Genomic DNA, 14783 nt, shown 5'->3' on the forward strand with positions numbered 1-14783 from the left:
GGCGTGATGCGCCGACGCCTGAGACCCCAGCCTTCGCTGGGGTGACACAATAAGGTTGGAGACGAAAGCGGATGAGCCTGATTATCGATTGCCACGGTCATTACACCGTTTTGCCCAAGGGGCATGATGCCTGGCGCGAGGAGCAGAAGGCGGCGTTCAAGGCGGGCGTGCCTGCGCCAGCTTATCCTGAAATCACCGATGCGGAAATTCGCGAGACGATCGAGGCGAACCAGTTGCGCCTGATCAAGGAGCGCGGCGCCGACCTCACTATCTTTTCGCCCCGCGCTTCGGCGATGGCACCGCATGTCGGCGATGCCGACGTCGCGAAGGAATGGGCGATCCGCTGCAACGACCTGATCGCGCGCGTCGTAGCAATGTTCCCCGAAACTTTTGTCGGCGTGTGCATGCTGCCCCAGTCGCCCAAGGCGGACATGGCCAATTCGATCGCGGAACTGGAGCGCTGCGTCACCGAATTGGGCTTCATCGGCTGCAATCTCAATCCCGATCCGGGCGGTGGCCATTTCACCCATCCGCCGCTGACCGACAAATATTGGTACCCCTTCTACGAGAAGATGGTCGAGCTGGACGTGCCGGCGATGATCCATGTGTCGGGCAGCTGCAACCCGGCGATGCATGCGACCGGCGGCTATTATATTGCGGCCGACACGATTGCCTTCATGCAGTTGCTGGAAGGCGATCTGTTCAAGGATTTCCCGACGCTGCGTTTCATCATCCCGCATGGCGGCGGCGCTGTGCCCTATCATTGGGGGCGCTATCGTGGTTTGGCGGACATGCTCAAGAAGCCCGACCTGTCGATGCACCTGATGAACAATATCTTCTTCGATACCTGCGTCTATCATCAGCCGGGCGTGGACCTGCTGGCTGACGTGATCGAGAATAAGAATATATTGTTCGGGTCGGAAATGGTGGGCGCCGTGCGCGGCATCGACCCGACCACCGGTTTCTATTTCGACGACACCAAACGCTATGTCGATGCGCTGGAGATCAGTGACGAGGAGCGCGCCGCGATATTCGCGGGCAATGCCCGCCGCGTCTTCCCGCGCCTCGACGCCAAATTGAAGGAGAGGGGACTATGATAACAGAAGATCCCAAGCATCAGGATATCCACGAATATCTGGCCGAGATGGAAGATATTCCCGGCACCCGCGTGTTCACCGCGAAGCGCGCCCGGCAAGGCTATCATATGAACCAGTTCGCGATGAGCCTGATGAAGGACGAAAATCGCGCCAAGTTCAAGGCGGACGAGCGCGCCTATATGGACGAATGGCCGCTGACCGAGGATCAGAAGGACGCCTTGATCGCCCGCGATTATAATCGCTGTCTGGACATGGGCGGCAATGTCTATTTCCTGGCGAAGCTGTTTTCGACCGATGGCATTCCCTTTGCCGAGGCGGTTAGCACGATGACCGACATGAAATTCCCCGAATATCGGGAAATGATGATGAAGGGCGGCCGTTCGCCCGAGGGCGTGCGGTCGATCAAGGCCAATGAAGCGGCCGCTGCCGCGAAGAAAGAGGATCGCTGATATGGCGCGGATTACTGCTGGCGTGGCGTCGAGCCATGTGCCGCTGCTGGGCGTGGCGTCGGACTTCAACAAGGACCGGGACGATTATTTCGGGCCGATCTTTGCAGGCTATGACTGGACCCGCGAATGGGAAAAGGCCGAAAAGCCCGATGTCGTCATTTTGGTCTATAACGATCATGCCTCCGCTTTCGACATGAAGATCATCCCGACCTTCGCGATCGGGTGCGGCGAGCGTTACAAGTCGGCCGATGAGGGCTGGGGGCCGCGCGCCGTGCCGGACGTGGAGGGGCATCCCGACCTTGCCTGGCATATCGCCCAGAGCCTGGTGCTGGACGAATTCGACATGACCATCATCAACGAGATGGACGTCGATCATGGCCTGACCGTGCCACTCTCCATGATGTTCGGCAAGCCTGATGCCTGGCCGTGCAAGGTCGTGCCGCTGGCGGTGAACGTCGTCACTTATCCGCCGCCGTCGGGCAATCGCTGCTGGGCGCTGGGCGAAGCCGTGCGCAAGGCGGTCGAGAGTTTCCCCGAGGATCTGAACGTCCAGATCTGGGGCACGGGCGGCATGAGCCACCAGTTGCAGGGGCCGCGCGCGGGCCTGATCAACAAGGAGTGGGACAACCGCTTCCTGGACGGTCTGGTCGGTGACAGCGACCATCTGCGCCGGATTCCGCATATCGAATATCTGCGCGAAACGGGCAGCGAAGGCATCGAAATGGTGATGTGGCTGGTGATGCGCGGGGCGCTGGGCAAGAATACCCGTGCGCTCCACCGCCATTATCATGTGCCCTGCTCCAACACCGCGATCGGCCATATGGTGCTGCGCCCTGACAATGGCGAGGGGCTGGACATGACCGGCAGCGATACGGGGAGTGCGATCGCGGCGGAGTAAAGCAATTTAAGCCCCACCCCTCCAGAGGAGGGGTCTGGGTGGGGGCTGTCCTTCAACCACTATATGGGTCGGATCGAGAGACAGCCCCTCTCCCCGGCCCTCTCCCCTGAAGGGGAGAGGGAGATAATTTATGCGTATTGCCCTGGCCGGTGCCGGCGCCTTTGGCGAAAAGCATCTTGATGGCCTGAAGAATATCGACGGCGTGACCGTCACCTCGATCATCGGCCGCGAGCTGGAAGCCACGAAGAAGGTCGCGGAAAAATATGGCATCGGCCATGTCACCACCGACCTCAACGAAACGCTGGCGCGCGATGATGTGGACGCGGTAATCCTGTGCACGCCAACGCAGATGCACGCGGCCCAGGCGATCGCGTGCATGGATGCGGGTAAGCATGTCGAGGTGGAAATTCCGCTGGCGGACAGTTGGAAGGACGCGCAGGCCGTGCTGGCCAAGCAGCAGGAAACCGGGCTGGTCTGCATGGTCGGCCATACCCGTCGCTTCAACCCGTCGCATCAGTTCGTCCACAACCGTATCCAGGCGGGCGAGTTCAACGTTCAGCAGATGGACGTGCAGACCTATTTCTTCCGTCGCAAGAATATCAATGCGAAGGGCGAGGCGCGTAGCTGGACCGACCATCTGTTGTGGCACCATGCCGCGCATACGGTCGACCTGTTCGCCTATCAGGCGGGTAAGATCGTGTCGGCGCATGCATTGCAGGGGCCGATCCATCCCGAACTGGGCATCGCCATGGACATGTCGATCCAGCTGAAGAGTGAGACGGGCGCGATCTGCACCCTGTCGCTGAGCTTCAACAATGACGGTCCGCTCGGCACCTTCTTCCGCTATATCGGCGATACCGACACCTATATCGCGCGCTACGACGATCTGGTGAACGGCAAGGAAGAGCCGATCGACCTCGCCGGTGTCGCCGTGTCCAACAATGGCATCGAATTGCAGGACCGCGAATTCATCAGCGCCATCCGCGAAGGCCGCGACCCCAATTCGAGCGTCGCTAAGGTGTTCGATTGCTATCGCGTGCTGGGCGAGCTGGAGACTCAGCTGGGCTAACTGTGGGTTCCCTTCGGGGTCGCAAGGAAGGGCGTGGCGGAACCATCCGCTGCGCCCTTTCTGATTTTCAGTTGGTCAGCAACGGATGGGTCATGCGCAGGTCGTCGAGCAGGCTCTCGATCAAGGCGATATCCTGAAAATTGCCGGTGGGGGTCGCGTTCCAGTTGCAATGGGGATGGGTGTCGCGGCCGTAGAGGCGCAGCGGACCGATCGCCTTGCGCCAATGATGCTTGCTCTTGCCATGGTCGCGCAGCAGCCGGGCCACCAGCAGGTCGATGAGCTTGTCCGCGGTCATGGCTGCGCATGTAGGGCCCCCGCGCGCGGCGTCAACCTTCGCGCGCGGCGCGATAGGCGCGCGGCGGTTGGCCGACATGACGGGTGAAGAAGCGCGAAAAATAAGCGGGGTCTTCAAAGCCGACCGCGTAAGCGATCTCCGTCACCGACAGTTGCGAATAGAGCAGCAGGCGACGCGCTTCCAGCAGGGCGCGGTCGTCGAGCATCTGGGCGGGGGAACTGCCCGCCACATGGGCGCAGGCCTGACGCAGGGCGGTGAGGCTGGCGCCGAGCGCCTGTGCATGATCCGCCACCGGCTCGCGCTGGCGGAAACGTTGCTCGATCCGCTCGCGCAAGCGAGCGACCAGAGCGGCCTGTCGGGCAGTGCCGGACTGGCTTGTCTGAACCAATGTCGCATGGCGAAGCGCTAGCACCATCAGTGCGAGTAGCGCGGACTCGACAGCTGCGCGCTGGCCGGGGCTGGCCCAGTCCAACTCCTGAGCCATGCGCGCAATGATCGCCTCAGCCCCGGAGCCTTCACCGGGCGGCAGGGCGACGGCATGGGGATGGACGAAGAGGGGGGCTAAATCGGCATCACGGGCGATCAGATGGCGCAGGTAGGAATCGGCGATGGTGATGACATGGCCGCTGGATTCGCTGTGCCAGGTAAAGCCATGGACGATGCCGGCCGGGATCAGCAGCAGGCAGGGCGCGTCGAAAACGAACTTGGCCGCCTCCGCCTGCATGGCGCCGCCGCCTCGTGCGATCAGGATGATATGGTTGAGATCGCGATGGACATGCGGGCGGATCGTCCATTCGCTGGGGCGGGAACGATCGTCCAGGCTTTCGACATGGACGAAGCCTTCCGCCACGCTACGCTGCGGTTCGCCATAAAGGTAGAAGCTGGGGACGGGCGCGGTCGACATGATGGATCGTCCAATCATGCGCCTGTTGCCGTCCGGCTGCAAGTTATCAGGCGGGGCGCGGGCGCAGTCCCGCCAACAATGCGGCGCCGACCAGCGAACCTGATGCCATGACCAGCGCGACTAGCGGCAGGCCGAAATCGAGGGTGAAGAGGAAGCCGGCGAGGATCGGGCCGAGTGCTGCCCCACCTCGGCCGATGCCGATGACGATTCCGGTCCCGCCGGCACGTACTGCCGTGGGGAAGGATTGGGCGACAAGCGCATAGAGGCCGACAACCGCGCCATTGGTGAAGAAGCCAGCGCAGGCAGCGACGAGGCTGAGGCCGGCCAGCGTCGTTTGCCCCTGACCGAATAGGGTCACCAAAACGGTGGAGGCGACCATGGCGACCATGACCAGGCCGCGCACCGGCAGGCGCCAGCTGAGCGCGCCCAAAAGCAGCGATCCTGCGAGGCCCCCTACATTGGCCCAGACCAGTACGCCGCCTGCGGCCGACGGCGCGAAACCCATGTCCACGACGATTTTCGGCACCCATTTCAAGATGAAGTAGAAGGTCATGATGTGGCAGAAATAGGCGAGCGTCAGCACTATGGTGGTGCGGGCAAGGCTTGGTGAGAAGAGGGTGGCGAAAGCGGGTTTCGGTGCTGTGCTGTCAAGCGGCGGCAGGGTACTGGCCGGGGCGTGGCCCATGCGAACGAGCAGGCGGTTGATCCGCATCAGTGCACCCTCGGGGCGCTTTTGCAACAGGAATCCGATCGATTCGGGCAGCAGCCAGAGCGAGACGGGCAGGAAAATGGCCGTGACGATCCCGCCGAACAGGAAGATGTCGCGCCAGCCGCCCGACACCAGCAATTGCGAGGCAACCGATCCACCCAGGATCGCCCCGACCGGGTAGCCGGCCGCCATGATCGCGACGGCCAGGCTGCGAGCGCGGGCGTTGGACAGTTCGGCGACCATGGCGTTGGTGCAGGCCAGCATCCCGCCGATGCCAAGGCCGGTGACAAGGCGGATGGCGGAGAGTGATAGAACATCCCATGCCTGGGTCGCGGCCGCCATGCCGGCTGCCATGACGACGAGGCAACCCAATATGGTCGGTCGGCGGCCGATGCGATCGGCAAGGTTGCCGAGCAATACGGACCCCACCGCCATGCCGATCAGTTCCATCGACAGGACGAGGCCGAGCGCGGCGCGATCAATGCCCCATTCCGTCGCGATGCCGGGCGAGGCGAAGCTGATCGCCAGCACGTCGAACCCATCGAGTGCGTTGAGCAGGATGCAAAGGATGATCGCCGCGATCTGGAGCCGGCCCATGGGTGCCGCGTCCAACTGCCGCCTGATGTCGGTCATGCCTGCTCCTGCCCTTGAATTCTTATGATTTTGTGCGTGTCAGCCGACCGCGAAAATGTCCAGCGCGACATGGTCCTTGTAGCGCGCGGCGGTACACAGGAACAGCGTTTGACCTAACCAGCCATGGGGGCTATCGGCCGCCACCTCGAACCGCGGGGCGGTGCGGAAATAATAGAGGGCAGGATTGACGATTTCGCCCGCCGCGATGCGGGCCAGGACCGGTGCCGGGCCATGGCGATAGCCGGGATTGACGACCGATATGATCGTGCCGTCGCTGGCCTCAAGCGAATAGCGGGCAAGGATGTCGGCGGTGCCGTCCGCACGGATCGATTGCCAGTCGGCACCGCCGGGCAGTACCTTACCGGTCAGGCGCGGGCCATCGACGCTGCCGCCGGTAATGGGGATGACCCGTTTGCGCACGCCATCCACCATGCCCAGTTCCTGGGGCGCGCCGATCAGCACGTGCAGGCGCATCGCCAGCGTCAGGCCGGGCGTTGCCAGCGGCGCAGGCTCGGCAGCAGCGGCCACCGAAGCCGTGCCGGCCAGCGGCAATATAGGCATGGCCTTCAACAGGCTGCGGCGATGCATATCGTGGGTCATATCCTCTCCCTTATCTATGGCCGGATCATGACGATGCCGGATGTCCGGCGACCTGAGGCCGGGTCGCCCGGTGAAGGCGACCCGGCTATGCGGTCAGACCGATTGCTTCGACCTGTCGTAAGCACCCAGGCCGGGCTTATATGTCTTGTCGTCGATGAACTGCTTGATGCCTTCCTTGCGGCCTTCATTGTCGAAGCTGTTGGCCGATTCCTGCGCGCGGATCAGATAATCTTCGGCATTGTCATAGGTCATCTCGCGGACGCGGCGGATGGCATCCTTGGTCGCCTTCAAGGCGATCGGGTTCTTGCTTAGCAGCACATTGGCGACCGCGGTGACGCGGGCGTTCAACTGGTCGAGCGGGAGCGCTTCGTTGACGAAGCCCCATTCGGCGGCCTTCTTGCCATCGACATTCTCCCCCATCAGCGAATGATACATGGCGTTGCGGAAATTGGTGAGTTCGGTTGCGACCTTGGCCGCGCCGCCGCCGGGCAAAATACCCCAGTTGATTTCGGACAGGCCGAACTGCGCGTCTTCGGCCGCGAAGGCGAGGTCGCAGGCGAAAAGCGGCCCATAGCCGCCGCCAAAGCACCAGCCGTTGACCATGGCGATGGTCGGCTTTTGATACCAGCGCAGGCGGCGCCACCAGCCATAGCTTTCGCGCTGTGCGCCGCGCGTACCGGCCAGGCCCTGCGATTCGGTTTCACGGAAATATTCCTTGAGGTCCATGCCCGCCGACCAGGCCGTGCCTTCGCCGGTCAGGACGAGAACGCCGACATCGGCGCGATATTCCAGCTCGTCCAACACACGCATCATCTGCCGGTTGAGGCGGGGCGACATGCAGTTGCGCTTGTCCGGCCGGTTGAAGCTGACCCAGGCGATGCCGCCTTCGACGGTATAGGCAACGGTTTCGAGTTCGGTCTGCTCGACGCCCTCGACATGAAGGATGTTGGTCATGGGAATAAGTCTCCGCAAAAACAGGGATAAAATCAGATGGGATAATGGCCTGGCTCGGTTTCCATGGTGATCCAGCGCAGCTCGGTGAAGCTGTCGATCCCCGCGCGGCCGCCGAACTTGCCGTAACCCGACGCCTTGGTGCCGCCGAAGGGCATTTGCGCTTCGTCATGCACGGTGGGACCGTTGATGTGGCAGATGCCCGACTGGATCTGGCGCGCGACCTTCAAGCCGCGTGCGGTGTCGCGGGTGAAAACGGACGCCGATAGGCCGTAATCGGTATCGTTCGCCAGTTGGATCGCATGGGCCTCATCGCGGGCATGGATGATGCCCACGACCGGGCCGAAACTTTCGTCGCGAAACAGTTTCATCTCAGGCGTCACACCGTCGATGACATGAGCGGGCATCAGCACGCCATGGGCCTGCCCGCCGTTCAGTTGCGTCGCGCCGGCGGCCAGAGCGTCGTCGATCAACGATTGGACATGGGCGACGGTCTTCGTATCGACCACGGCACCCAGAGGAGTCTTGCCCTCGCGCGGGTCGCCCACGATCATGGTCGCGACCTTGGCCTGGAACCGGGCGGCAAATTCGTCCGCCACTGCATCGACGACGATGATCCGCTCGGTCGACATACAGATTTGACCCTGATTCATGAAGGCGCCAAAGGCAGCCGCCTTCACCGCTTCATCCAGATCCGCATCCTCCAGCACGATCAGTGGTGCCTTGCCCCCCAGTTCCAGCAGGACGGGCTTGAGGTTTTCCGCGCAGCGCTTGGCAATAATCTTTCCCACGGCGGTCGAACCGGTGAAGTTGACCCGCCGAACGGCCACATGGTCGATCATCGCGCCGACAACATCGCCCGCATCCTGCGGGGCGTTGGTGATGAGGTTGACGATGCCACCGCCAAGGCCGGCCTCGATGAAGGCCTGCACGATCAGGCCATGAGTTCGGGGGCATTGTTCCGACGCCTTGAGCACGACCGTATTGCCGCAGGCCAGCGGCACGGCGATGGCGCGGGTGGCAAGGATGATCGGCGCGTTCCAGGGCGCCATGGACAAGACGACGCCTGCCGCTTCACGAATGGCCATGGCGATGCAACCGGGCTTGTCGGAAGGAATGATTTCGCCGCCGATCTGGGTGGTAAGGCTGGCGGCTTCGCGCACCATGGAGCTGGACAGCATTAGGTTGAAGCGCGCCCAGCCTTCGGTCGCGCCGATTTCCTCCATCATCGCATCGATAAAGTCGCTGGCCTTCGCGTCCAGCGCATCGGCCGCCTTCATCAAAGCAGCGCGACGGGCGTTGGGGCCGATCGCCGACCAGGCAGGGAAGGCCGCCTGCGCTGCGTCCACGGCGGCGGTGGCATCCGCGATGCTGGCGGCGGACGCGATGGTCGCGACGGCGCCCGTCACCGGGTTGATGCGTTCGAAGCTGGCGGCGGCAGTGCGCGATTCGCCCCCGATCAGCAGGGCGATCTCAGATGCAGGCATATCCCGTCTCCTTCTTATTGTTATGAAACATAGCAATGTTGATTGTTCTAGGCAATAGCATTATTGCCGGCGCCATGGACAAGCCCATCGCCCCCGTCGACCGCCTGCAAGACCCGGTTGCGGCACGCCTTGGCTACATGCTGCGGCGCGCTTCTGCGGCGATGATGGCGGGGCTGGGGTCGGCGTTGGCAGACATCGGGCTGCGGCCGGTCGAAGGGACGATCCTGATTCTGGTCGGCGCCAATCCCGGCTGTATTCAGAGCGATATCGGACGGATGCTGGGCATCAAGCGGGCCAATATGGTGCCGCTGATCGCTGCGTTGGCAGGACGTGGTTTGCTGGAAAAATCGCCGGTCGACGGCCGCAGTCTGGCCTTGTCGCTGACGGCAGGTGGCGAGGCGCTACGGGCGCAGGTCGACAAAATCATGGACAGGCATGAGGCCCGGTTCGAGCGGTTGCTGGCGGGCAAGGACGTTACCCTGTTGCGGGAGGCGTTACGCCTGATCGCCGAGGAAGGCGAAGCGGGCGCGGAGTGAACCGCGCGCTGGGTGGGGCGTTACCCTTCCACTCTTGGCTTGTGCCGGCCCATGTGGGAAAGGCGAAGTCTGGGTCGCGCCAACAGGATACCGGACGAACAGATGACGCCAATGCCGATCAACAGGATGACGCGAGCCACCCGCTGTGCTTGGGGGGCGATGGCGCTGGCTATCCTGACGCCGCTGTCCCTGGGAGCAGCCGAGCCTGCGCCGTTCGAAATGCCTGGCCCTGCGCTGGACATATTGGTGATGCGCGGCGACCAGAGTTTGCCGATCGCGCAGGTGCCCAGCCTGTCCGAAGGCGATCGCCTGTCGGTCGAGGCGGACCTGCCGACCGATCAGGGCGCGCGCTTCATCCTGGTGTCGGCCTTCCTGCGCGGGGCGACCAACCCGCCGCCCAAGGACTGGGTGCAGTTTGCCGAAACATGGAAGAAGAAGGACAAGGACAAGGCGCTGGTCCTGACCGTGCCCAAGGGTGCGCGCCAGATGGTGCTGTTTCTGGTACCCGATACCGGTGGCGCGGAAAGCGTGCTGTCTGACGCGGTGCGGGGTAAGCCGGGCGAATTCGTGCGTGCGACTCAAGATCTCAACCAGGCATCGCTCGACCGGTCGCGGCTGGACGCGTTCATGCTGGCGATCAAGGCGCAGGAAAACAGCCATCCCGAATATCTGCGCAGCGTCGCGCCGACGCTGGCGCGCAGTCTTTCGATCAAATTGAACGAGGATTGCCTGTCGAAGGTGGTCGAGATGCAGGCCTCCTGCCTGCTCGACAATCGGGAATCGCTGGTGCTGGCAGATGTGCACAGCAGTTCTCTGGCCGAAACGCTGACCGGCGCGCCGACCGACCTTGCCATGCAGCTCGCCTCCACGCGGGAAGCGGGCTATGGTTTCTACAGTCCCTATATCGGTGTGGTGCGCGACATCGCAAAGATATTCGGCGCATTCAGCAGCCCGCAATTCGACTATCTGCCGACACTGAGCGTGCGCAAGCCTGAGGGCATTTCGCTGCTGCTCAATGCCGCGCCCTCCTTCCAGAAGCCCAAGTCCGTAATGGTCGTGGCGATGCCTGCGATCGAAGCGGACAGCCCACCGCGCCTGCGCCGTGCCGGTGATGCGCCGGTGTGCGCGGCACGGGCCGGAACCGTGTTGCCGGTGGAAGGGGCGCCGCTGATTTTTTCCACCGCTTATGCGCGCGACGTAAAATTGGCGCTGAAGGCGCCTTCGGGCGAAACTGCGGATTTGTCACTGGACGCGAGGGCCGATCGCGGTGGCTATGTGCTGACGGGCGCTGGCCTGCCTCCTGCTTTCAAGGGGTCTGTGGAGGGTCATGTTTATGGCCGCTGGGGCTTCGACCGCTTCGAGGGGCCGGACTTCATGTTGCAGATGCCCGACGAAGGGGGCTGGCAGGTCGATGGCGATGACGCCGCTCTGGTGGTTGGCCGCGACAATGGGCTGGTGCTGAAGGGCGGTGCACCCGCATGCGTGGAAAGCGTGATGTTGCGTCAGGGCGATGGCGCGCCCCGCCCGATGGACTGGAAGGTGCAGGGGCGCGATCGGCTGGCGCTGACAGTGCCGTTGACGGACCGCAAGCCAGGCGCGCTCAGCATCGAGGTGAAGTATCAGGGCGTTGCACAGCCCGCCGCCCTGTCGTTGCGCAGCTATGCGCAAGCCAGTCGGCTGGATGGGTTGTTGTTCCATGCTGGGGATAAGGCGGCACTGCTGTCCGGTCAGCGGCTGGATCAGGTGGAGAGTGTGGAGGCCGGTGGCCTGCTGTTACGTCCGGACGGACTGACGCGGGACGGGGCTGTGGACCGGCTGCGGCTCGTGGCGCAAGGGGACAAAGGCGCGGGTGAGGCCGGAAGCGAGATGGCGGCGCGGATCCGGCTTCGCGACGGACGCACTGTAACTCTGGCGGTTACGATGGCGGCAGCACGACCCCAGGTCGGGTTGCTCAGCAAGGATATCAGCCTGGGTGCGCCGCCGGTAAATGGCAAGGCGCTGGCGCTGAACGGCGACAATCTGTTGCCGGACAATGGTCAGTTGGTCTTTTCCGTGCGGGCAGGCGAAGGTACGAAGCTGAGTGCCAGCGACGTGATCGAAGTAGCGCGGATGGATGAGGATGCGGCGCCGATCCGACTGACCGCGGCCAATGGTTTGCGCCTCGAAGGCCCCAAGGTTATGGTGGCGCGGCTGGACCCCAAGGCGATGGCCCCCGCACTTTTCGGCCCACTCCACTTTCGTTTGCTGCACGGCAATGAGGCCAGCGACTGGCAGCCGCTGGTGACGCTGGCCCGCCTGCCGCAGATCGATGCGGTGGCGTGCGAAGGCGACGCGCAGGCATGCACCATCCGGGGTCGCGATCTGTTCCTGATCGATGCTGTAGGCGCGACGTCTTCGCTCGATCAGGCGTCGCAGGTGGCGCAGGGCTATACCGGATCGGCGCTCAAGGCGCCCGCGCCGCTCGACGGCAAGCTCTATTTGCGTCTGCGCGATGCCCCCGACAGCGTGGTGACCTTGCCTGCGGCGTAAGCCAGGCTGTCGCATCATCCATCAAGGATTTGGCATATCCCGCCCATATCCTACCTGTTTACAGGCTGAAGGCTCGCGATTCGGCGTGTAGGGCTGGTGGATCATCCAAATGTTAAGGTGATGCAGCCATGGGCGTCTTGCTCCGCAGGCTGCACCATCCCTCTCATTCCGTATGGATTGGAGAGGATATCATGAAGACCCAAGTTGCCATCGTCGGCGCTGGCCCCGCCGGCCTGATGCTCGGTCATCTGCTGCGCGCCGAGGGTATCGAGGCCGTGATCGTCGAACGGGCGTCGCCCGATTATGTGCTGGGCCGCATTCGCGCCGGGGTGTTGGAACGCACCACGACCGATCTGATGGACCGGTTGGGACTGGGCGCACGGATGCATGCTGAGGGGCTGCCGCATGACGGCTTCCATCTGGCCGACGGCGAGCGGCTGATCCGCATCAACATCGCCGAACTGACGGGGCGACAGGTGATGGTCTACGGCCAGACTGAGGTAACGCGCGATCTGATGGCGGCGGCGGCGGGCCGTGGCCTGGAGATCGTCTACGACGCAGCGGACGTCGCGCTGCACGATGTCGATAGCGACACGCCCTATCTCACCTATGCCAAGGATGGCGCGACCCATCGGATCGACGCGGACTTTCTATGCGGCTGCGACGGCTTCCACGGCCCATCGCGCAAGGCGATCCCGGCCTCGGTCGCAACGGCTTATGAGAAGCTGTACCCTTTTGGCTGGCTCGGCATCCTGGCCGACGTGCCACCCTGCAATCATGAACTTATCTATGCCAATCATGCTCGTGGCTTCGCGCTGGCGTCGATGCGGTCGGAAACGCGCAGCCGCTATTATATTCAGGTGCCGTTGGACGAGAAGGTCGAGGAATGGCCGGACGATCGGCTGTGGGACGAGCTGGCCACCCGTTTGGGGCCGGAAGCGGCCGCCCATATCACTCGTGGCCCGGCACTGGAAAAATCGATCGCGCCGCTGCGCAGTTTCGTGTTCGAACCGATGCGCCACGGTCGGCTGATGCTGGCGGGCGATAGCGCCCATATCGTGCCGCCGACCGGCGCGAAGGGGCTGAATCTGGCCATGTCGGACGTGCATTACCTGTCTCAGTCGTTGATCGATTACTTCAAACGTCATGACAGCGACGCGGTGGCCGGCTATTCGGACAAGGCGCTGGCCCGCGTCTGGAAATCCGAACGTTTTTCATGGCAATTGACGAAGCTGATGCACCGCTTCCCCGATAGCGATGCGTTCGATCGCCGGATGCAGGTCGCCGACCTCGACTATATCGCATCCTCGATCGCGGCGCAGACGACGATCGCGGAAAATTATGTAGGATTACCCCTGTAAACATGACCAGCCTTCCCACCCGCAATATCGGCCCCTTCACCGTTTCGGCCATTGGCCTTGGCTGTATGAACCTGTCTCATGCTTATCTGCCGCGCCCCGACGCGGCAGATGCGGAACGGTTGCTGCGCCATGCGCTGGATGTGGGCGTGACATTCTTCGACACGGCGGCCCTTTATGGTTTTGGCGCGAATGAAGAGTTGCTGGGTCGGACGCTGATGGATCGCCGGGATGAGTTCACCCTGGCGAGCAAATGCGTGTTGGGAGAGATTGACGGCAAGCGCGGACTGGACGGTTCGCCAGCTGCGATCACCCGCGTCTTGGAAGATTCACTGCGCCGACTGAAAGTCGATTATATCGATCTCTATTATCTGCACCGACTGGACCCCAAGGTGCCAATCGAGGAATCGGTCGGCGCTTTGGTGCGTGGTATCGAGGCCGGCAAGATCGGCGCGATCGGCCTGTCGGAAATGTCAGCAGCGACGCTGCGTCGTGCCCATGCTGTGCATCCCATCGCGGCGATGCAGACCGAATATTCACCCTGGGTTCGCAATCCCGAAATCGCCGTATTGGATGCCTGTGCAGAATTGGGCACGGCATTCGTGGCCTTTTCACCGCTCGGGCGTGGTCTGTTGGCCGGCAATCCCAATGCCGCCAACCTGCTGCCGGGCGATATTCGTGGTAGCATGCCCCGTTTCCAGCAGCCGCATCTGGAAGCCAATTTACAACTGATCGCGCAACTCAAGGGGCTGGCGGATCAGGCTGACTGTACGGCAGCGCAACTTTGCCTGGCCTGGTTGCTGGCCAAGGGCGATCATGTCGTGCCGATCCCTGGTACGACCAGCATCGCCCATCTCGACAAGGATCTGGCGACCCTGTCGCGCGCATGGCCGGCGGATCTGATTGCGGCTGTGGACGACCTCTTCAGTTTCGATGCGCCGTCGGGGCCGCGCTATCCCCGCGAAGCGCAGGCACAGGTCGATACCGAAACATGGGCGGGTGAACCGCTCGCCTGAATCGGAGAGAATGATTCTCCTGTCCGTTCAGTCGGTTGATTCGGATGAATGGGCTTTTACGGGGGCGTGGATGGGCGATGGCCTTTCCACGCCCGATTATTTTGCGATTGCGAAATGGCCGGAAATACGGGGCCTTGCGTGCGAAGGCGTCGGCATTCTCGATGGCTGCAACAGAAAGTTCAAAAACGTTATTGACCGAATCATCAGGTCCACTTAGAGGGCTTTTCACCGGACGGGGCGCTGCCATCAGGG

At 62.8% G+C, this 14783-nt stretch carries 14 protein-coding genes; 8 read left to right on the forward strand and 6 right to left on the reverse strand.

Annotated features, from left to right (window positions below; translation table 11 throughout):
• The first annotated feature begins 71 nt into the window (after positions 1-71).
• From F4U94_RS14580 to F4U94_RS14595, 4 genes are all read left to right on the forward strand, one after another.
• Positions 72-1097: an amidohydrolase family protein gene (locus tag F4U94_RS14580; RefSeq protein WP_120253402.1), complete on the forward strand. Its 1026-nt coding sequence runs from the start codon at positions 72-74 to the stop codon at positions 1095-1097.
• Positions 1094-1546: a protocatechuate 4,5-dioxygenase subunit alpha gene (gene ligA / locus F4U94_RS14585; protein ID WP_120253401.1), complete on the forward strand. Its 453-nt coding sequence runs from the start codon at positions 1094-1096 to the stop codon at positions 1544-1546. Before F4U94_RS14580 ends, ligA begins: the two co-directional genes overlap by 4 nt.
• Position 1547: 1 nt before the next feature.
• The gene (locus tag F4U94_RS14590; protein ID WP_120253400.1) at positions 1548-2444 is read left to right on the forward strand and encodes a class III extradiol dioxygenase subunit beta; all 897 of its coding nucleotides are present in this window, start codon (positions 1548-1550) and stop codon (positions 2442-2444) included.
• A gap of 130 nt (positions 2445-2574) precedes the next feature.
• Positions 2575-3513: a Gfo/Idh/MocA family oxidoreductase gene (locus F4U94_RS14595; protein WP_120253399.1), complete on the forward strand. Its 939-nt coding sequence runs from the start codon at positions 2575-2577 to the stop codon at positions 3511-3513.
• 67 nt (positions 3514-3580) lie between these two features.
• Here F4U94_RS14595 and F4U94_RS14600 read toward each other — a convergent pair whose 3' ends face one another.
• The 6 genes from F4U94_RS14600 to F4U94_RS14625 form a co-directional block, all read right to left on the reverse strand.
• Complete coding sequence (locus tag F4U94_RS14600) at positions 3581-3808, reverse strand: hypothetical protein (protein ID WP_120253619.1); 228 nt, start codon at positions 3806-3808, stop codon at positions 3581-3583.
• A gap of 31 nt (positions 3809-3839) precedes the next feature.
• Positions 3840-4712 (reverse strand): helix-turn-helix domain-containing protein, encoded by an 873-nt coding sequence (locus tag F4U94_RS14605; protein WP_120253618.1) that lies wholly within the window; start codon positions 4710-4712, stop codon positions 3840-3842.
• 46 nt (positions 4713-4758) lie between these two features.
• Complete coding sequence (locus F4U94_RS14610; protein ID WP_120253398.1) at positions 4759-6054, reverse strand: MFS transporter; 1296 nt, start codon at positions 6052-6054, stop codon at positions 4759-4761.
• Between the two features lie 39 nt (positions 6055-6093).
• Positions 6094-6654 (reverse strand): DUF3237 domain-containing protein, encoded by a 561-nt coding sequence (locus F4U94_RS14615; RefSeq protein ID WP_120253397.1) that lies wholly within the window; start codon positions 6652-6654, stop codon positions 6094-6096.
• A gap of 93 nt (positions 6655-6747) precedes the next feature.
• Positions 6748-7608: a p-hydroxycinnamoyl CoA hydratase/lyase gene (locus F4U94_RS14620; protein WP_120253396.1), complete on the reverse strand. Its 861-nt coding sequence runs from the start codon at positions 7606-7608 to the stop codon at positions 6748-6750.
• A gap of 32 nt (positions 7609-7640) precedes the next feature.
• A complete protein-coding gene (locus tag F4U94_RS14625; protein ID WP_150411943.1) occupies positions 7641-9092 on the reverse strand; it encodes an aldehyde dehydrogenase in 1452 nt (483 codons plus the stop codon).
• 74 nt (positions 9093-9166) lie between these two features.
• On the opposite strand from F4U94_RS14625, the gene F4U94_RS14630 reads away from it, so the two are divergent.
• From F4U94_RS14630 to F4U94_RS14645, 4 genes are all read left to right on the forward strand, one after another.
• The gene (locus tag F4U94_RS14630) at positions 9167-9628 is read left to right on the forward strand and encodes a MarR family winged helix-turn-helix transcriptional regulator (RefSeq protein ID WP_211363301.1); all 462 of its coding nucleotides are present in this window, start codon (positions 9167-9169) and stop codon (positions 9626-9628) included.
• Positions 9629-9754: 126 nt separating this feature from the next.
• The gene (locus tag F4U94_RS14635; protein WP_425505078.1) at positions 9755-12157 is read left to right on the forward strand and encodes a hypothetical protein; all 2403 of its coding nucleotides are present in this window, start codon (positions 9755-9757) and stop codon (positions 12155-12157) included.
• A gap of 191 nt (positions 12158-12348) precedes the next feature.
• Positions 12349-13518 (forward strand): 4-hydroxybenzoate 3-monooxygenase, encoded by a 1170-nt coding sequence (gene pobA / locus F4U94_RS14640; protein WP_120253394.1) that lies wholly within the window; start codon positions 12349-12351, stop codon positions 13516-13518.
• A 2-nt stretch (positions 13519-13520) separates the two neighbouring features.
• Positions 13521-14531 carry an aldo/keto reductase gene (locus F4U94_RS14645; protein ID WP_120253393.1) on the forward strand — a complete coding sequence of 337 codons (1011 nt, stop codon included), beginning with the start codon at positions 13521-13523 and terminating at the stop codon, positions 14529-14531.
• Positions 14532-14783: the final 252 nt, after the last annotated feature.

The sequence above is a fragment of the Sphingobium limneticum genome, from assembly GCF_008710155.1.
Taxonomy (GTDB): domain Bacteria; phylum Pseudomonadota; class Alphaproteobacteria; order Sphingomonadales; family Sphingomonadaceae; genus Sphingobium; species Sphingobium limneticum.